The organism is Synergistaceae bacterium (assembly GCA_017443945.1).
GTDB lineage: Bacteria > Synergistota > Synergistia > Synergistales > Aminobacteriaceae > JAFUXM01.
In genome coordinates this window covers 17,821-36,869 of sequence record JAFSXS010000105.1, presented here as the reverse complement: position 1 = coordinate 36,869, position 19,049 = coordinate 17,821, and the positions used below count along the sequence as shown (strand labels likewise).

16 protein-coding genes are annotated in these 19,049 nt (G+C 40.4%); 15 read left to right on the top strand and 1 reads right to left on the bottom strand.

What is annotated here, in order from left to right; all coding sequences use genetic code 11:
- Positions 1 to 181, top strand: a 181-nt coding sequence (locus tag IJT21_10825) for a hypothetical protein (protein MBQ7578743.1), incomplete at its 5' end; no start/stop codon positions are given.
- Entirely contained in the window at positions 182 to 1,249 is a 1,068-nt protein-coding gene (locus IJT21_10820; protein ID MBQ7578742.1) for a hypothetical protein, read from the top strand. It abuts the gene before it with no gap.
- 43 nt (positions 1,250 to 1,292) lie between these two features.
- Here the strand turns inward: IJT21_10820 and IJT21_10815 are convergent, their stop codons facing one another.
- Positions 1,293 to 1,937 carry a hypothetical protein gene (locus IJT21_10815; GenBank protein MBQ7578741.1) on the bottom strand — a complete coding sequence of 215 codons (645 nt, stop codon included), beginning with the start codon at positions 1,935 to 1,937 and terminating at the stop codon, positions 1,293 to 1,295.
- Between the two features lie 842 nt (positions 1,938 to 2,779).
- On the opposite strand from IJT21_10815, the gene IJT21_10810 reads away from it, so the two are divergent.
- The 13 genes from IJT21_10810 (at position 2,780) to IJT21_10750 (ending at position 19,043) form a co-directional block, all read left to right on the top strand.
- Positions 2,780 to 3,532 (top strand): hypothetical protein, encoded by a 753-nt coding sequence (locus IJT21_10810; protein MBQ7578740.1) that lies wholly within the window; start codon positions 2,780 to 2,782, stop codon positions 3,530 to 3,532.
- Positions 3,522 to 5,459 (top strand): ATP-binding protein, encoded by a 1,938-nt coding sequence (locus IJT21_10805; GenBank protein MBQ7578739.1) that lies wholly within the window; start codon positions 3,522 to 3,524, stop codon positions 5,457 to 5,459. The genes IJT21_10810 and IJT21_10805 overlap by 11 nt, the downstream gene beginning before the upstream one ends.
- Before the next feature lie 6 nt (positions 5,460 to 5,465).
- Positions 5,466 to 6,815 carry a PD-(D/E)XK nuclease family protein gene (locus IJT21_10800; protein ID MBQ7578738.1) on the top strand — a complete coding sequence of 450 codons (1,350 nt, stop codon included), beginning with the start codon at positions 5,466 to 5,468 and terminating at the stop codon, positions 6,813 to 6,815.
- Complete coding sequence (gene pilM, locus IJT21_10795; GenBank protein MBQ7578737.1) at positions 6,812 to 8,197, top strand: pilus assembly protein PilM; 1,386 nt, start codon at positions 6,812 to 6,814, stop codon at positions 8,195 to 8,197. The genes IJT21_10800 and pilM overlap by 4 nt, the downstream gene beginning before the upstream one ends.
- Positions 8,187 to 8,642, top strand: coding sequence for a type II secretion system protein (locus tag IJT21_10790; protein MBQ7578736.1), 456 nt, complete (start codon positions 8,187 to 8,189; stop codon positions 8,640 to 8,642). Before pilM ends, IJT21_10790 begins: the two co-directional genes overlap by 11 nt.
- Before the next feature lie 50 nt (positions 8,643 to 8,692).
- Entirely contained in the window at positions 8,693 to 9,787 is a 1,095-nt protein-coding gene (gene mltG / locus IJT21_10785) for an endolytic transglycosylase MltG (protein ID MBQ7578735.1), read from the top strand.
- A gap of 27 nt (positions 9,788 to 9,814) precedes the next feature.
- A complete protein-coding gene (locus IJT21_10780; protein MBQ7578734.1) occupies positions 9,815 to 11,947 on the top strand; it encodes a hypothetical protein in 2,133 nt (710 codons plus the stop codon).
- 404 nt (positions 11,948 to 12,351) lie between these two features.
- Positions 12,352 to 13,692 carry a UDP-N-acetylmuramate--L-alanine ligase gene (gene murC / locus IJT21_10775; protein MBQ7578733.1) on the top strand — a complete coding sequence of 447 codons (1,341 nt, stop codon included), beginning with the start codon at positions 12,352 to 12,354 and terminating at the stop codon, positions 13,690 to 13,692.
- Positions 13,693 to 13,860: 168 nt separating this feature from the next.
- Positions 13,861 to 14,748, top strand: a complete 888-nt coding sequence (gene murB, locus IJT21_10770; protein MBQ7578732.1) for a UDP-N-acetylmuramate dehydrogenase — start codon at positions 13,861 to 13,863, stop codon at positions 14,746 to 14,748.
- A gap of 67 nt (positions 14,749 to 14,815) precedes the next feature.
- A complete protein-coding gene (locus IJT21_10765; GenBank protein MBQ7578731.1) occupies positions 14,816 to 15,523 on the top strand; it encodes a hypothetical protein in 708 nt (235 codons plus the stop codon).
- A 54-nt stretch (positions 15,524 to 15,577) separates the two neighbouring features.
- Positions 15,578 to 17,002: a cell division protein FtsA gene (gene ftsA, locus IJT21_10760; protein MBQ7578730.1), complete on the top strand. Its 1,425-nt coding sequence runs from the start codon at positions 15,578 to 15,580 to the stop codon at positions 17,000 to 17,002.
- A gap of 72 nt (positions 17,003 to 17,074) precedes the next feature.
- A complete protein-coding gene (ftsZ, locus tag IJT21_10755; GenBank protein ID MBQ7578729.1) occupies positions 17,075 to 18,331 on the top strand; it encodes a cell division protein FtsZ in 1,257 nt (418 codons plus the stop codon).
- On the top strand, positions 18,291 to 19,043 hold the full coding sequence (locus tag IJT21_10750; protein ID MBQ7578728.1) for an SPOR domain-containing protein: 753 nt from the start codon (positions 18,291 to 18,293) through the stop codon (positions 19,041 to 19,043). Before ftsZ ends, IJT21_10750 begins: the two co-directional genes overlap by 41 nt.
- The last annotated feature ends 6 nt before the right edge of the window (positions 19,044 to 19,049 follow it).

The window sequence follows — 19,049 nt, the reverse complement described above, 5'->3', positions numbered from 1 at the left end:
ATGGAATAAATATAAATTTGATACAGTTTTTGTCGGCGATGATTGGAAGGGTACAGAACGCTGGAATAAATTTGAGAAGATTCTCGCTGAAGTCGGCGTTAAAGTCGAATATATACCATATACGCAGGGAATCTCTACGACTATTTTGCGCGAAAAAATTAAATCACAGGAGGAAAATTAAATGCTAATTATAAAGTTGCTCAGGAAAATTTATAGTAAATACAAACTCTCGAAATTCAGAAATTTTATCGTTAATTCACATCACAATATATCTAAAATTGATATTAACAATATTGCGGACATGCGCAAACACGGATTTACTTTTACAGAGAGTCAAACTTTTGACTTAATTAACAACGATTACAGGGAATATATTTCATCGTGGGAAGCATACCAGCCGAGACTCAAAGACGGAAGATATTTCCCGATTTCTGATGATAAATATTTATTCTCGCTTGTGTTCGGCAATTATGTACGAGTCCCGGAAAATTATGCGCTTATAAATGACGGCCGCGTTATCCCGATAAAGTCCGAAAAAATTAACGCAAATAATTTATATGACTACCTCGTAAAATTACCTAAGGGGGGGGGGGGTACCATAAAAGATAGAGGCGGCTGCGACGGTTATAACGTATATGTATTCTCGTCTGACGGTGAAAATTTATTCTACAAGGGCGAAATCTGTACGCGCGAAAAATTTGCGGAAATAATAAATAAATTCAAATCCGGCATAGTGCAGGAAAAAATTACGCAGGGAAAATTTGAATCTGCCATTTTCGACAAAAGCATTAACACCGTAAGAATAATATCTATACGCAAAACTAAAGGCAGCGGCGAACACGAAATTTTTGCAGCAGTCCAGCGAATCGGCACCAATATATCAGCTCCTGTTGATAATTTCTCACAGGGCGGAGGCAGCGCAATTATAAATCTCGAAACGGGCGAATTAGGCTCAATGAAAAGTATAACGCTCGGTCAAAATTGTTATGACTATCACCCAGACACAGGCGCAAAAATAAAAGGCTTAATTATTCCAGGCTGGGCAGATTTGAAGCGAAAAATTATCGACTTGACCGCAAAACTTCCATTTTTTGATTTTATTGCGTGGGATATAGTGATTCAAGATGACGGATTCGCAGTAATAGAAATTAATATGAAATCCACACTTAATTTATTTCAGATACACGGAGGGTTAAGAAATTCTAAGTTAGGTCAGAAATATGCTGAGATGGGATATCTTGAGAAATAAATAAAACAGGCCTCGTTATTCACAAGACCTGCGCTCTAAAAAATTAAATTATTTTCCTTCTTCGTGTACGTTTGGGCGGCTCTTCAGTGTTTAATATAAATTGCTTCTTTGTGGCAGTCTTTGCGCTTAAGGGCAGCTCAACCCATCCCCATGCATTTACGAGAATAAAGCGTATTTTAATTCCTTGTGCTGCGAGTGCGTCAACGTGAGGAGCAAATCTTATAATATCGTCGTATATGTAAGTATTCGAAATTATCCAGATTCTATTGCATTTCGGCCTGTTAAAAACTGTTGCATAATCTACGGCGACTCTAAAACCGTTCTCACAGTCGGGAGGATTAACGCTCACTACAATAGTATCCGGCTTTCCTTCGGGGCGTTTGTGTCCGGGTATAAGGTCTGCGATGTCTTCAAATTTGTTCAAGCTCTCATAAAGATTCATGACTCCCATAGCTTCCTCGTCAAAAAATTGGCTCAATATAGCGTCAAAAGCATTCTGCCCGTTGTAATTATTGTCCGGAGCCTCAAGAGAATTATTCATCCATTCGCGTACTATTGCAATAATTTCAAGCACGTAATCAGGATATTCAGTCTCGGAAATTGCGTTTAAAAGCTCCTGTGCTGTCATTATTGTTCGCGGTTTAAGCTGTTCTTGTATTGTATATTTCTCGTTCTGTTTTCTGGGCATATTTACGCCTCCTCCTAATGAATCAATCAAGTATAGCACACTAAACACTATAACAAATACACTTGAATATTTGCAAAAATTTTTTCGTTAGTTATCTATTTTATTATTATAATAGTAAATGCACTTGATAAGCTGTAAAAACTTTACGTGATTATGTATGAAAATATTTTCGATTTTGACTTTACTTGATAGATTAAAAAATGTTTTCACTATAGCACAATAAATTAATTGCATGATAAAGAAATAAAATTTTTGTGTGAAGGATTATCATAACTGCGAAAAATTAATTTTTTTGTAGTTGCAAATGTAGTTGTAAAATTATCGTTTACCGTCAAAGATTGAGTGAAAATTTTTCTGTGAATATTTATAAGGGTTTGTCCAAAATTTTGTGTAATTAAAAAATTGAAGCCTTGTAAATACTGAACTTCGAACTCTATTTACACAAAAAATCTGACATTGCCTATTATAACAGTCGCATTCGAATATTTGCAAAAACTTTTTCCTGTCCACTACGTAATTTATAATAGCTCACATTTATGTAATATTGCTATAAAGTCTTTCGGAAACATGCATTTATAACAGGCCGCACACATACAACAAATTTAATAGCTCAACAAAAATATTTTGTCATAGTTTTTCGAAAGTGTTTTATTTTATCGCGAATCATAAAATATTTATCGCACCTTTTTACATAATTATGATAACATGCTATAAGATTGCAGAAATTTTTACGTTTTTCACAGAAGGAGTGATTATTTAACTGTGCAGCTTGCCCGGACGTAATGATTATAAGCTCGTGTATTATATAAAATTTTAACTTGAAAGGAGAAAATTTTTCATAAATGACTATTAATGACATTCCCGATATTGTTCAGGAAATATTAAGCAAGAATAAACGCCCGTTCATGACAGTAAAAAATTTAGCTGTAGTAATGGGAGCAGAAGCTAAACGCCTGACAGGCATAAACACGCAAATGACCGCCGCAGAAATCCGCAAAATTTTAGAGCCCCTCGTGATGGACAAATTCATTTTTCACAAGAAAGGCCCGACACTTTACATTCTTCAACCCTGCGAGCCCGAAGATTTAGTTATCGCAGAAATCAATAACGCGAAAATCAAATCAGCAAAATGGATCGCACGTTCATTGCCGTTTTCTAAATCTGATGTCGCAAAAATTATTAACTCTTTTGTCGAGTCCGGCCGCGCAAAAATTATCATCAATGACAACTTAGACGCACGAATCTATTTGACTGACACTCCGGCAATAAAGACTCAACCTGCAAAAATTGAGCCTGAATCCGAACCAGAACCCGAAAAAATTAGCACTCCTTCAACCGATTACAGCCGGGAAGAATTTATGCGGGCATTCGAGAGTCTTGACAACGGGCGAGTCTTTGTGAGAATCTGCGACCTCCGCAAAAAATTAAACTGGCCGAGAGATCTATTTGACGCAATATTAATGATGCTGCGCGACAAAGAGTTAATACAACTTCATATCGCCGACGAGTCTACAATGAGTCCCGACGAAGTAAAAGACTCCTTCATTGACGAGAATAATTACAGAATGGGAACGGTTACAAAAAATGTCAGATAATAACTCGATTGTCAAGCAGCTTAGAGAAAATAACCCGTTCGAATCGTCAGCGTCGCCTATGCCGTGGGAAAATATGAATCCCGATTTACAGCAGTTAAATAGGTCAGCTTCTGAAGAAATCGAACAGTTAATCAGACACAAACGCCGTGAACCTTCTATGCCGTTAGTAGGATTGATTCTCGGTGAGGCAGGCTCAGGGAAGACTCACATGCTGACAAGAATTTTGCGCCGATTGAAAACTAATTCAAGACCGGCAATTTTCGTAACTGTACGGGCATTCAGAGACCCTGAAAGCGTAACACAGGATTTATTGTCAGAAATTTTTATAAGCCTCATGCAATTTCATAGCTCTAACATGTCGCAATTTGATTTATTAGTCAATGAAATCATAAATTCTTATCACGAGCACAGACAAAATGACGGATTCACGGATCTTGCAAAGGTTGACACAAAAATTTATTTATCACGCGATATTCCCGGACTTGATAAAAACGTGCTGAAATGTATTTTGCTCTATGCTGACACTAAAGACGAGAATAAACGCGCTTTGATTCTCGAATGGCTCAGAGAAGGACTCGACGACGAAGACGCAGTAAATTTAGGCCTGCCCCCTCGCGATATTGACTCAATGACCGACGCAAAGAAAGAAAGCAACGCAGAAAAAATTTTAATCTCTCTGGGATTACTGCTCGCTTATGCCCATGTACCTATGATCGTATGCTTTGACCAGTTAGATTATATGAGCGTCAACAAAGAATTAATTGAGGCATGGGGGAATATAATTCATTTATTGACTGATAATCTTGTAGGAATTTTGCCGCTATGTTTCATGAAGTCCCAGATTTGGAACGATAAAATAAAACCGTCTTTAAATTCGTCAGTATATCAGAGGCTCGAACATCATAAAATCGTAATGGGCGAATGTTCATTAACTCAGGCCAAGCAATTAATACGCGATAGAATCGACTTTGCATTTAACGAGAATCAGGAACAAATTTATCAATGGCTCATAGAACGCGTGAAATTGAATCAAGGCTGCTCCCCTAGAATGGTCATAGAGCTTGCTAACCGTGCAATTTTTAAGGATGACTCACCAGCTCCGGCAGCGAATCAAGGCCAGACTCCGGCAATTAATAATAACGGGTCAGACTCAGAAATTTACAAGACTATTAAAGGCGTTTACGATGATGAGTGCAAAAAAATTCGCGGTGATTATAGAGCTTGGCCGCCAAATGCAGATTTGCTCGCGTTGTCTCTAGGTGTGTGGCTGTCTTCATTGGATGGATTCGAGGTCGCGCAAGATAATAGCAAACACTTGAAGATTACAGCAATTTATAACGATAAAAAATTTGCGTTCTTTATCGTAACCAGTAAATTTCATCAGTCGACATGTAATGCGCTTAAACAGGGTATCGCGATGTCAAATGATTGTCAGTGCTTCTATATTTCGGAGACCAAGATTCACAAAAAAACTTGGAAGCAGGCAAATGAAATAATGCAGGAATTTATTGACTCGGGCGGAAAAGTTTTATTGCTCGACAAAGACTCCCGCGTTCAATGGTACGGACTCGCAGCTTTAATTAACAGAGTCGATAACGGCGACGTAAATATTTATTCTGAGTCAAAGCCTAGAGCAGCAACACGCAATGACATAAAAAATTTCGTCAAGAGTCTCAAATTAATTACTGTCTCGCCAGTAAAAGCCAGAGTCCCGGCAGTATCTCCGAGTCTGGAAAATTCTTTAATCGAGATAATAAACGCGTCCCCCATGAAGATAATCAGCACAGCAAAGGCCGCTGAAATGTTAGACTCGAAAAATCAAAAAATTTCGGCCGGTGAACTTCTTGACTTTGTGAGGGCAAATAATAAATTTCGGCTCTTTCCGTCAAAGGACGATACATTAATTTCTATGGCTGACAGGAAATAATTTATCATGTCTAATACTTGTTTTGTTACAGTCAGTGATATAGCGTTGTGTCAAAGGTGTCCGGCCCTTCTTGCTTATAAATTGCACAGGCGCGAAAAATCTGCGTGGTCAGTAGGCATTAAGGGTAAAGATTATTACGGCTCAATTTTTCACAAGAACATATCGCAGGCATTTTTTGAGGCTGCTTATAACGAGTTTAACCCGCTTCACAAAGAAATTATTAATTCATTCGGCAGTCCTGAAAAATTAGAGTCTCTTGTGCGCGAAAAATTTTTTATTCCGTTTGCTGCGTTAAATTCAGAAAATTTTACGTCGGGGCAGTTATTAGCTATGGCTTCAGGCGTTAAAGTCTGGGTTAAAGCAATGTCCGAATTTTTCCGGGAAATAAAATCTCCTGATAAAGTCTTCATCAAGCCCGAACAAATTTTACAGAGCGTTTATAATATGGACGAAGGAAATTTAATTATTACCGGACGTTATGACGCTTTATTATTCAATCCCGACAAGGCCGAAGCTAGATTATTCGAGTTCAAAGGCTATAACAAGAGTGATATAACCGTACCGCTTGCACAGAGTCTCGTTTATGCGTGGCTGATTAATAAGAAAACTGGTATAACGCCGTCAATAGAAATAATTTATCTCGATGAGAACAATATAGAGCCTGATATTTTCGATTCCTCAAGCGTAGCAGCAATGATAAAATCAAATTTGCCGGATTTATTTTTTACGGTCTGGCAGGTTATTTCGCTGAAGTGTAAAAAATTTCCTGATATAAGGGGCGATAAAAAATTGTGTTCGGAATGCAAATATAAACCTACGTGCGCGCAGGATAGAGCAGTAAAATTTAAGACGTTCAAGGCAAGGCGGGGAGCTTCACTTTTGGGCGTGTTAATTTTTTCTCTGCTGGCAGTGCTTGTAACGGCGCAAATATTTTTTTACTCGCTGCAATCGGTTGACTCTCTAGCTGAAGAACGCGAAATTATGAGTCTCAGACTAAGTCTTCAAGATATGATCAGATACGGCAAAGAGCATTTGTCGTCAGTCCCTAACAAGACCGGAAATATTTATTACAATACATTCAGAGATAACAGCAAGGGAGGCAAATATTTCACTCATACACAAAATCTTGTAACACTTGATATTCATAATTTAGATTATTCTTTCGGCGAAGATTTTAACGAGGAAAAATATACAAGCCAAAAAGTATATGAGCGCATTTTTCCAGCAATGCCGGGTAAATATTTATTAAGGGCTTATGCTCCAGTGAATGATAATAATTACTTGATGATTCAAGAAGTCGTAAGCAATGACACGGCCAAGACTACAATTTTTCATGAAGAAGTGTGGTATAAATGAGATTATTTCATGCGATAAAGCCTAATTTAACAGCAGGACTCGCAATCCGTAATGACAGTCTCGGATATATTGAGCTTGACGAAAACGGCGAAGATTTTAGAGAGTTCAGAATCCCATTAGAAGACGGCTGTGTAGCTAGTAATTCCATTAAAGATTTTAACATGCTCGAAAAAGGTTTTGTGCAGCTAATACAGGAGACCGGTAAAATTTCTGTTCCTATAATGCTCGGCGTTCCTTCGGGTGATGTAATTATCAGGCCGCTGAATTTTCCTAATATGAGTCTCGACGACATAAAAAGCTCGTTAGCGCTCAATCTTGAGGAAAATTTCCCATTTCCGAGTTCAGAAGCCGTTTTTGACGCAGTAATAATTGACACTCCTTCAGCATCACGCAATCGGGATAATATAACCGTTCTTGCCGCTGCCGTAAAGAGAAATTATATCGACAACTTAATTGACATCGCTAATAAAATAAATATCGTACTCGGTGCAATCGAACCCGCAAATTTTGCCATGCTCCGCGCAATTCCTGAAGACCGCGAAGGACTTTGCATATTTGCAGACAGACGCAACATTGTAACGACATGGGAAGGACACGGAATTTTCTTCAGGACAGCAGACAACGCCAACAGCTTTAACGACATTCGCAGCACATTGCAATTTGTAGAGACTCAATATAAGCGCGTCAAGATAAATAAATTAATTCTCGCGGACGTAAATTTGAATATAACTTCAAGCACTGATTTAGAAGTCGTAAATTTCTCCAGCAAATTTTATAAAGCTCGCGGACTGGCAATGAGAGACCCCGATGACGCCTATATAATGGACTTGAGACCGCCCGAATATATTGCATTCGAGAGACGCAAAAACTCTCTGAACCTAAGCCGGGTAGCTTTGATATTGTTGTCGTCATGCTTTGTTATTTTATCGATGGGAACTATTTTATTTGCTATTTCACGCATGGAGATAGTACAGGACGCAATCGATCATAATCATGAAGTTATAGCAGAACTTCAAGCAAAACGCTCCGAAATCATGAGAAATAATGCAGCACTATCACAAAATAAAGCTCAGACAGAACAAATTTTAAATTTTCTTCGCGATGACATACCGATTTTGGAGGTCTTGAACGCACTCGAAGCAAACGCAGGCACAGGCATAAAATTATTAGACGCAGATTTCAGCAGGAAAGAGTCTCATTTTGTCGTAACTATAAATGGCACAGCCTCCGACGGTACGTCATTAAGTTTGATGAGTGAGGGACTTCAAGCAAGCGGACTATTTGAAAGCGTAATTATTCCGGGTACTTCATTATCAGAAAATAATCTAGTTGTATTCAGCATAATTCTTACACTAAAGGAGGATTTCTATAATGCAATTTAAGCGTAAAGCCTTCACAATGATAGAATTAATCATAGCAAGTGCAATATTAGCAGGAGTCGGCGTTGTTGCAGTGTTGAACCTGAAATTAACGAATCAGACAGCACAACGCGAGGCAGAAAAAGTCGTAACATGGCTTAATAGGCAGATTCAGAAATCTGACAGAATGAAGCAAACTTTTTCGTTCATTGCTAAAAAAAGCGGCGGCAATTATTCTATTGATCTTACATGGGAAGATAAAACCGTCGAAATTTTGAACGCAACTCCCGGCTGTAAATACGAATCAGAAGAATTTATATACAGTGTTAATCAGACCTTCAATAAAACAGGCAGCATAAAAATAACCGGATCCGACGAAAGTATATATTATGTCGTAATAAGTTCTGACGGTAGGGCGAGACTTTCTGCAAACTCTACGATAGGCGCGGAAGAAACAGCGAACGATTAATAATTAACTTGCTATAATAAGCTCAAAACTATTACAGGATGTGCAGCAACTTGCAGAAAATTAAATCACATAATCAACGTAAACGCCGAAAGCCTAAACTTTTAGGGATCAGCTTAATATTTTTCCTGCTTCTATGGGCAGTCATAGCCGGAGCAGTTTTCTCGTATTATTACAAAGTACCCGCTAATTTTTGGGAAGGCATTATACCATTACCGGACGGCGATACAGTCAGCGTTACTATTTCAAGCGGAATGACAGCACTTCAGGCCGCAAGAGCTTTCGAGATTCAGGGTGCGTTGTCATCGGGGTCTCCTTCTCAATTAGCGCGTTGGCTTGCAAAATTTGGAATCGACAAAAAAATTAGAGCCGGTCATTATTCAGTTGTTCCTTCTGACCCTTGGAACTTGGCCAGACAGTTACGAATCATCAAGCCTGCATTACTGAAGCTGCAAATTTTACCGGGACTCGATATTTTTGCACTCGCCGAAAATTTAGAGGATCAAGACAGCAAATTTAACATGACAAATTTTACTCGTGCATTATTGACCGACTCAAATTATCCCGATGAAATGCAGGAGTTAATTAAATCAATTCCCGACGATGAGTACACGAGATTAGCATTTCTTGAGCCAGAGACTTACATGTTAATCAACAGGACACCCGATGAGGCCGTACAAGCTGCTTCTACTGCATGGTGGAGACAGCGCGGAGACTTAATCAACGCGAAAAAATTAACTTCGAGTCAATTGGTCGACGCTGCAATAATTGCTTCAATGATTGAACGTGAAGTCTTGCATGATTCAGAATGCCGCACAGTTTCAGGCGTAATCAACAACAGAATAAAATCTAACATGGCTCTGCAAATTGACGCTACTGTTGTGTATGCATGGAGGCTCGCAGGAAGGAAAGTAACGCGCGTACTAAATAAAGATTTGGAAATTGACTCGCCCTATAACACTTATAAAATTTCGGGTCTGCCTCCTAAGCCTATTTGTATACCCGGCTCTGCTGCGTGGGGTGCTGCACTTGAACCCGAAGAAAATAATTATTATTATTACGTAGCAAGAAAAGACGGCTATCACTATTTTTCTAAGACCTTCAACGAACACCGGCGGAATATAAAACTTGCGCGATCAGAAAAATAAATTTATTGTAAATGGGAGTGAATATATTTGCCGCGTCGAAATAATAAAACAAGAAACAGGAATCAGGGCAATTTAGGCGAGCTGTTATTATTTGTGCTGATAATATTTTGCTTTTACTGCATATTAGCGTTATTTGACAGTTCATTTACGGGCGAAGGCGGGCGCGAATGGGGGAAATATTTACGTGATTCATGGGGCGGCGCGTTGATTGTCCCGTTATTATTTATATTTTACTTGTGCATTGCTAAATTATTGAAATTTCGTGTCCCTAGAGTCCAGCGTCAAATTTTAGGAACGCTTCAATTATATATTTCTTTCTCGTTTATGCTGGGCTTATTGCGTGAAACCGGCTGGCGTTCGGACTGGACATTATTTCAACCGGGGGGATTCGGTCATGGTCTTGCGCGATTCTTCACTGTAAATTTCGGCCCGTTCATCACGCTTTTATTAGTAATTGCCTCGTTTGTGTTGACAGCGTTTTTGTTTGGATCAAGGATTCTAAAAATTTCTATGCCTGCGTTGAACTCTATTAATTTACCAAGACGAAATAAATCACGCAGAAGGCCAAGCAATGACGATGAAGCAACTTATCTCGAAGACAGGCCGGAAAATGTTTTATTCCCGACAAAGATTCCCTCGCCGAAATTCAAGAAAAATGACAGCTTTGATGAGACTATGCAGTTTTCTGATCCGTCGCCGTTAATTACAGCTTTGAACGCACACGCAGAAATTGAGTCAATGAACATTCCCGCACCCGTCTTGAAAAATTCAGGCAAGCCCGAACCAGCGCAGGAACCTAAACCCGACGACAGCCCGTTTAAACGCTCAATAAATATTTTCGACAATCTAATAACGTCAATCAAATCCGGCGAAATGTCAGCTCCCGAAAAAAAGCAGCCCATTACGAGACAAAAACGATTCCGGCGGCCGCTTCCGAATATTTTGCAGGACGAATCGCCATTAACGCCCGAACCTGTTAAAGACTCAAGCACTGAGTCAGAAGGTGTGCAAATTTTTCCGCCTCCTTATGAAATTTACGGCCCTAGAATCGTAAATGCGTCCGACAAAAATTTATTGAAATCACTTGAGAAACAGGGCAAACAAATAATTTCAGCGTTAAAAAATTTTGGTGTAAATGCCTCTGTAGCTCATATAATAAATGGTGCTGCCGTAACTCAATATCAATTAGAACTCGCACCGGGCACAAAAGTTAATAGAATCCTCGAATTAACGAACGATTTAGCTATGTCTCTTGCTGTAATGCCCGTAAGAATCGAAGCGCCCATATGGGGGACTCATTATGCCGGTGTTGAAGTTCCTGCGCAGGAAAGAAAAATTATCCCGCTGAGAAATATAATTGACTCCGACGAGTTCAGAAGCTCGCCATCAAAATTGACTCTTCCGCTTGGGTGCAAGATTAACGGCGAAATTTTTGTGCAGGGACTCGAAGTAATGCCTAATATTTTAATTGCTGGTAATTCAGGAGCGGGGAAGAGCGTTTTTATAAATTCCTGCGTTCTTGGCATATGTTCAAAGCGTAAACCTGATGAAGTAAAATTTTTGATGATTGACACGAGACAGACAGATTTTGCAGTATATGAAAATTTATCACACATGATGTCAGCTCCGGTTTATGATGTTCAGACGGTGTTAAAGGCTTTAAATTTTGCACTTCACGAAATGGAGTCGCGCATAGAAAAATTTTCACAGGCCAAAGTCAGAAATATTACAGCTTATAACCGGATTGACACTAATGAAAAATTGCCGCTTATCGTGATAATTATTAACGAAATTGCTGATTTGATTTATTCGGCCGGAAGTGAGACGGAAAATTTAATAACGAGACTCTCACAGCGTGCGGGAGCGTCAGGGATTCACATGATTATTGCGACTCAGACACCTGACTCAATTACGAATCTCATAAAATCTAATATTCCTGCAAGAGCTGCGTTTACTCTGCAATCACTTGATGACTCGAAGAATATAATTGACTCCTCCGGCGCAGAGAAACTCACGGGAAAAGGCGATTTATTATTCAAGAGTGCAGGCTACCCATTGCCGATAAGACTGCAGGCACCGTTTATAAGCGATGAAAAAATTTCTGAGTTTGTCGAGTATATGAGCGGTAATTTAGGAATGCCGGATCTGATAAATTTTTAGCCGATACACTAAGTTTGCGCCACTAATTACGGGGGGTACGGGTTTTCAGGGGTGCCTCCCGCATACAAGAAATAAAATTTTTAGCACACATTTGAACATAACAGCGTATTTTGTGATTGTTAGCTGGAGTCCTGTAAATTTATAGTCGTAGTCAATACACAAATTATGAACGTTAAAGTGTGAACAAGCAATAAAAATTTTTATCACACATTTGAACATAACAGCTTTAACGACAAAACTTTTTCGTGAATTTATAGTATATCAGCCGCCGCCTCGCTCCCACCCACCCACCCCGCTCGGCGGCAAAAAACAAAACCATAAAACAAGTTCACGCAAAAATATTTTCTTTCACGCCGTCTATTGTCTATAATTCATATATAAATCTTGAATAGGAGTGAAATTTTTTGACAAACGTTCACCTCATGGGTATGGGCGGTGCAGGTATGAGCGCACTTGCAAAACTTTTGAAGGCTCACGGACTCAACGTAACGGGCTGCGACCTCAAAGAGTCATCTTACAGTCTCGATAATATTCCGTACATAATCGGCCATTCTCCTGATCACATAAAAATTTATAATCCCGACGCTTTAATACTAAGTTCCGCCGTAAGTCATGACAACCCCGAAGTAATAGAAGCCCAGAATCAAGGCATAAAAATTTTATCGCGCGCACAGGCCTTAAGCAATTTATTTAATAATTATCAGGGCATAGGCATAGCAGGCGCACACGGAAAAACTACAACAGCATCAATGACAGGACTAATTTTCAAGCGCGCAGGACTCGACCCTACAATTTATATCGGAGCAAACGTCCCCGATTTAGGCAGCAACGCAATATCAGGAACAGGAAAATTTTTTATAGCAGAACTCGACGAGAGCGACGGAACATTTGAACTCTTTCACCCCTCAACAGCAATAATTACAAATGCAGACTGGGATCACGTAGACCACTATAAAACACGCGAAGAAGTAATACAGGCTTTCACGAGATTCTCAGACGGCAGAAAAGACTCGTTAATAATCTGTGCAGAGGACAACGGCGCAAAAAAAGTTTTCGAGACCTGCAGGAACCGCAAAAATATTTATCGTTACGGCTGGGGAAAAAATTACGACTGGGGAGCATATGACATCGTAAATAATCCCGGAGGCGGCGTTAAATGCAAAATTTCTCATAATGGACGCGAACTCGGGACTCTTGAGCTTTCAATATCGGGCGAACACAACATATTAAATTCTTTAGCAGCAATCGCAGCAGCATTCATAAACGGTATAGATTTTGAGACAAGTGCAGGGATTCTCAAAGATTTTCACGGTTCAGAACGTCGTATGCAATTAAAGGGTGAGACAGCAAATAATATTTTAGTAATGGACGATTACGCACATCACCCCGCAGAAATAGCCGCAACCCTCAAAGCAGTACGCGCAATTTATCCCGGAAAAAGAATCATAGTTTTGTATCAGCCTCACAGATTTTCACGGACTGCAATGTTTGCTCATGAAATCGCAGAGTCCCTAAACTTGGCCGACGAAATTTTTTTATTGCCGGTCTATGCTGCCAGCGAACACGAAATCGAACACAGTTCATCGCAGGAAATAATTAATTACAGCGAAAAAATTATAACTCTCGTGAATTTCGATAACGCCATAAAATTTATCAAGTCAGTATTAAAGCCTGATGATTTATTGCTTACTATGGGAGCGGGCGACGTTTATAAAATTGGTGAAAACCTTTTGCGCGAAAATTGATTTTATTTAGGGTATAATAATTACAAATAAGATGGTTGGGGCGTCGACCATTGGAGGATAACTCGTAAGACCTGAGCAATCAGGTAAGGTTTGAGGATCCCAGAATCCCACGACTTCAGTAGTGAGGAGTACGTCAATTAAAATTTAACAGGAAAAATTGATGAGTAAATGCCGTTAATTAATTTGCAGAACATAAATATAAACGAGTACAAATCTTTAGCAGGTTTATGCACTATCGGCGCAGGAGGCACAGCAAAATATTTCGCAGAACCTTCTTCACCCGATGAATTATGCAAAATCTTAGAGCACACAAAAAATTTACCCGTTTATATAATCGGCGGAGGCAGCAATATACTTTTTCCGGACGGTTTAATGAATGCTCTCGTTGTATCAACTAAGAAATTAAACGCGATTCAATGGGAGAAAAATTTTGTTGACGTTCAGGCAGGTTATAGTCTGCCTATGCTGGTGAAAAATTTTCGTGATAGAAATATCGGCGGTCTTGAGTTCGCTGCTGGAATCCCGGGAACTTTGGGCGGAGCAGTTGCAGGTAACGCAGGCACGTCGGGTCATGGAATCTGCGAATTAATAGAAAGCGTCTTGACTCTGGATTCGTCCGATAAATTCAGGCTTTATGACTCAGATAATATAAAATTTGAATATCGTAAATGCTCGCTTGCTGACGAGAAAATAATAATAATTTCTGCAAGATTGAAGCTCGATAATTCTTTATGCTGGAACGAGGACGAATACAAGAAAAATTTATTGCGCCGTAAAAATCAGCCGTTAAATTTCAGGTCTGCCGGATGTACATTCAAGAATCCCGAAAATTTTTCAGCTGGTAAATTATTAGACGATTGCGGCTGTAAAAATCTTTCTGTCGGGTCTGCTGTTGTGTCGGATATGCACGCAAATTTTATAGTCAACACCGGTAATGCTTCGTATTCTGATATAGTTGGCTTGATAGAAATTTGCCGCAAAAAAGTTTTTGATCTCACGGGAATAAAATTAGAGCAGGAAATAAAGACTGCTGCCCCGTGCTTTGTATTACAGTGAGTCTGCTGTGCGTCGTCGTCCGCGCCTTAGAGTCTTTATATTGATTATGTTCATTCTAGGCGGACTCATGCGCATAAAAGAGTATAGATTCTGGTTTGCTCTGAAAGATTATCACGTTGAGACACAATCTCAGGAATTAGAGCGGCGTTTGTGGGAGATTTTCCCGTCAAGGTGCTTAACGTTCTGGCCTTATCTGCTGAAAGATTCTGCGGGCTTGAAAGAATTTCTCGAACGCGATTTGCCTGTAACAGTTGATACAAGCATGATAAAATTCGGTAAGTTCGAGACAAAATTAGAGTGGCTTCAAGCATGGATAAAAGTAGAATGGCGCGGAAAAATCTGGTGCATATCGAGAGACGGTAAAATGTGGCTCTCTGAACCTGGAAGACCTAACGAGGAGAAAGCCGGCCGCATAATCTGGAAAATTCCGGAGCATGGCAATAATAATAATAACAATCAGCCGCCAATGTTCGGGGTATTCAGGTCGCCAATCTCAACGGAAAGAATCGCAACATTTATTGACGAGTTCAAAAATTTTAAATGGTTCGATTCAGCAAGCGAAATAACATGGGAACGACGCGCCGGAATGGATTTATTTAATCTCAAGCTCACTCACGGAAAACAAAAATTTGAGTTATTATTACAGCGTGATAAATACAACGGTCAAGATGTCGGAACAGTAATCGATGACTTATTTTCGCGCTTAATAACTGAGGGCGGGAGTCATATAATAGACGCAACTTATGAGGGGAAAATTTTATTGCGTAATTTATAATATAGTATAGACTTAATATTTATTGATTTCTTATAAGAAGGGGAACATAAAAAAATGCCGGGAAAATCTGACAGTCTGCTAGTCGGACTGAGTATGGGAACAACGAAAACTACAATGATAGTTGCAGAACGGGATCGCGATTATCCTGATTCTTTGCATATAATAGGTTTCGGGGAAGCGCCTTCACGCGGAATTTCACGAGGCGTAATTGTAAATATTCAGGAAGCACAGCAGTCAATAACTAAAGCTCTTCAGGATGCACAGGGAATGACCGGCATATCATCACGAAAGCTAAGCAATGTAGTAGTAGCCTTTAACGCTATGGACATCAAAAGCGAGTCAAGCCACGGCATGATAACACTAGGGACTCGCGACTCTAAATCAGTAATGCGTGAAGATCTGAATCGACTCATAGGACGCGCACGGGAAGACTTAAATGTAAATCTGCGAAATAATTTATACTCTCTTCACATGATCCCGACCAGCTACGAACTTGACGGCCGCCCGGTAGACGAACCTTTGAACATGAACGGAAATAGACTCGATATGTGGCTGCAAACTGTAGCAGTTCCCATGAATTATGTAAAAAATGTCCGTGATTGTGTGCGCAAGGCCGGTCTTGAGGTCAAAGGCTTAATTCTCAAACCGTTAGCTTCATCATTAGGAGCTGTCTACGATGAAGAAATGCGTTCAGGCTGTATATCGATTTGTATCGGCGGAGGCACTACAGGAATCGTGCTTTATCGCGGGGGGCGTGCATTCAGAGTTATAAATATTCCCATCGGCGGCGATCACATAAAAAGCGATTTGGCTACAGTTTTGCATTTACACCCGGTCGACGCTGAGAGACTCAAGAAAATAATTTTTACGACAGATTCCGACACTTTGCGCAGTGAAGGTGTTGACGTAGATTTAGCAGTACAGGTTATTCTAGCGAGAATTGAAGAATTATTCGGCGATTATGTTCGTGCAGCCTTAGCCGAGTGTACCCCGCAGCATTTTCCGAGCGGAATAATTTTATCTGGCGGAGTCTCCGAGACACCCGGAATAGATATGCTTCTTTCAAATATTTTGCAGATGCCCGTACGTAAAGTGAGCGAACCTATTTATCAAATGTCTTATGGCCGTGATCACCCGTCATACGTCAGCGCAGCAGGTATATTAAAATATTGCGTAATCCGTGAAAATGACCCTTATGTGTTCATTGACTCAGAACAATTTAACCGCTCACAGGATCAAGACATCGAAGAGTCAGAGTCAGAAGATGAAGAAGAGCGCGAAGAGTCCTACTCTGCACCAGTAACTAAGGGACGCGGAAAAAATAAGCCTCAGCCCCGTGAAGATGATGATTATTACGACAACAATAATGACGATTATGACGGCTATGAAGGCGATGACGAAGAGGACGACGAACGCCGCAAAGGAAATTTTCAGGACGCTATAACAAATTTCTTGTCGAGGATACGCGACATGTTTTAATAAAATTTTGTCATGCCCGAAAAAATACGATAAAATAATTTTTCACACACTAAAGGAGGAGAACTTTAGCTAATGGATCAAAATAAATTATTCAACTTAGCGAATAATAACGTACATCAGAATGAAAAAATAGTCGTGTTCGGTGTCGGAGGCGGCGGAGGAAATGCACTCAATCACATAATAGAGTCAGGCGTTCAGGGTGTCGACTTCGTAGCAGCTAACACGGACGCAAGAGCATTAGACATGAGTCAAGCACCTAATAAAATTATTCTCGGTGAGGCTTTAACGCGCGGACTCGGTGCGGGGGCAAATCCTCAAGTCGGAGCAAATGCCGCAAAAGAAAGCAGCGACAAAATCAAAGAATACATAACGGGTGCTGATATGCTGTTTGTTACTGCCGGTATGGGAGGCGGTACAGGAACGGGAGCAGCTCCGGTAATTGCTGAACTCGCAAAAGATATGAACGTTCTTGTTGTCGGAGTCGTTACAAAACCGTTTGGCTTCGAAATGGGTAAGCGCATGAATACAGCCATAGAAGGAATCAATCAACTTAAGAAAAACGTTGACGCGCTTTTAATCGTCGAGAATGACAGACTCCTTCAAATGGACAACGGAGTTAAGATAAAGATTATTGACGCTTACAAAAAAGTTGATGAAGTCTTACGTCAAGCAGTGCAGGGCGTTACAGACCTGATTACTAAAAATGGTTTCATAAATCTTGATTTCGCAGACATTAAAGCAATCCTCACAAACGCAGGCACAGCAATAATGGGAATGGGTGAGGGTGAAGGCGAAGACCGCGCAAAGAAAGCAGCCCAGAACGCAATCACATCGCCGTTAATGACATTTCCTGTTACTGGTGCAAAAGGTATCTTGTTAAATGTTACGACAGGAAGCGAAATTACTTTAGGCGAAATGTCCGACGCTGCACAAATAATCGAGGAAACAGCAGACCCTGACGCACAAGTTATCTGGGGGCACGTCATAGATGAATCTCTCGGCGATAAAGTTCACGTTACATTAATTGCGACATTCCCCGAAGACGGCAGAGAACGCCCGAAAATTATCAGCAAGTCAACAGCAGATGACTCGCAGAAACAGAATCAGACTCCGAAAACTCAGCAGCCTCCGAGAGCACCTGTACAGCCTCCCCAGCCGCCGAGAATTAATACTCTTTATGACGCATACACAAAGAAGAGACGCGCTCAAGAAGGTTTTGAGGAAGCTAGATTAACACAGCCTGCAAATGATGAACATAGCGTATTCCCGGGAATGCAGAGGAAGCCATATGACCAGCCGGCATTTTTCAGAAAGAACCTCAAGGACTGAGTCAAGACGTTCAACAGTCAGGCGCGGGATAAAGAAACGCGGGATTTTGCCTTCGTTTGGTGATATTATTCTGCCCGTTGTGAGTGTTGCTGCTGTAATTTTGCTCATAATTGCAGGACGGCAGTTTTTCCTCAATGGGTTAAGGACTTCACCGGGAATTTCATCGACGAGGGCATTTGCTGAATCTCCTGCTTTGCTTGCTGAACGTGAGAGACGCGAGAATCCCGAACCCGCACAAGAAATAATAATAACTGATTCACAAGATATTGCAGCGTCAGATACAAATTTGTTAGCAGTCCCCGGAGTTAGAGAGACTTCGACTCCCTCGCCTGTTACTGTTGAAGTTACGCCCGTTCCTGAACCCGTAAAGCCTGAGCCAGTGCCCGCAAAACCTGCTGTAACTCCCGCGAAGAAACCTGCACCAGCTCCCGCAAAACCGGCAACACCGCCGAAAATTTCAAATCTGCCAACATCTAAACAATGGCGAGTCCAAGTCGGCGCATACGGTTCTAAATCATCAGCACAGGAAGCAGCAAACAAAATTAACAAAGCAGGCTACAAAGCTACAGTGTATTCAAATCCTGCGTCAAAATATATTAAAGTCTGGGTATTCGCAGGAGCCGACAAGAAATCAGCCGAACACGTCATGAATGCAATGAAAGCTATGGGATTCAAGACAAGTTTTGTATTTCCTCCGCCTAAATCTAAATAATTTATC

Coding starts and splice junctions, on each gene's coding strand:
- IJT21_10820 (MBQ7578742.1), top strand. CDS start 182: ATGCTAATTATAAAGTTGCTCAGGAAAATTTATAGTAAATACAAACTC.
- IJT21_10815 (MBQ7578741.1), bottom strand. CDS start 1,937: ATGCCCAGAAAACAGAACGAGAAATATACAATACAAGAACAGCTTAAA.
- IJT21_10810 (MBQ7578740.1), top strand. CDS start 2,780: ATGACTATTAATGACATTCCCGATATTGTTCAGGAAATATTAAGCAAG.
- IJT21_10805 (MBQ7578739.1), top strand. CDS start 3,522: ATGTCAGATAATAACTCGATTGTCAAGCAGCTTAGAGAAAATAACCCG.
- IJT21_10800 (MBQ7578738.1), top strand. CDS start 5,466: ATGTCTAATACTTGTTTTGTTACAGTCAGTGATATAGCGTTGTGTCAA.
- pilM (MBQ7578737.1), top strand. CDS start 6,812: ATGAGATTATTTCATGCGATAAAGCCTAATTTAACAGCAGGACTCGCA.
- IJT21_10790 (MBQ7578736.1), top strand. CDS start 8,187: ATGCAATTTAAGCGTAAAGCCTTCACAATGATAGAATTAATCATAGCA.
- murB (MBQ7578732.1), top strand. CDS start 13,861: ATGCCGTTAATTAATTTGCAGAACATAAATATAAACGAGTACAAATCT.
- IJT21_10765 (MBQ7578731.1), top strand. CDS start 14,816: ATGCGCATAAAAGAGTATAGATTCTGGTTTGCTCTGAAAGATTATCAC.
- ftsA (MBQ7578730.1), top strand. CDS start 15,578: ATGCCGGGAAAATCTGACAGTCTGCTAGTCGGACTGAGTATGGGAACA.
- ftsZ (MBQ7578729.1), top strand. CDS start 17,075: ATGGATCAAAATAAATTATTCAACTTAGCGAATAATAACGTACATCAG.
- IJT21_10750 (MBQ7578728.1), top strand. CDS start 18,291: ATGACCAGCCGGCATTTTTCAGAAAGAACCTCAAGGACTGAGTCAAGA.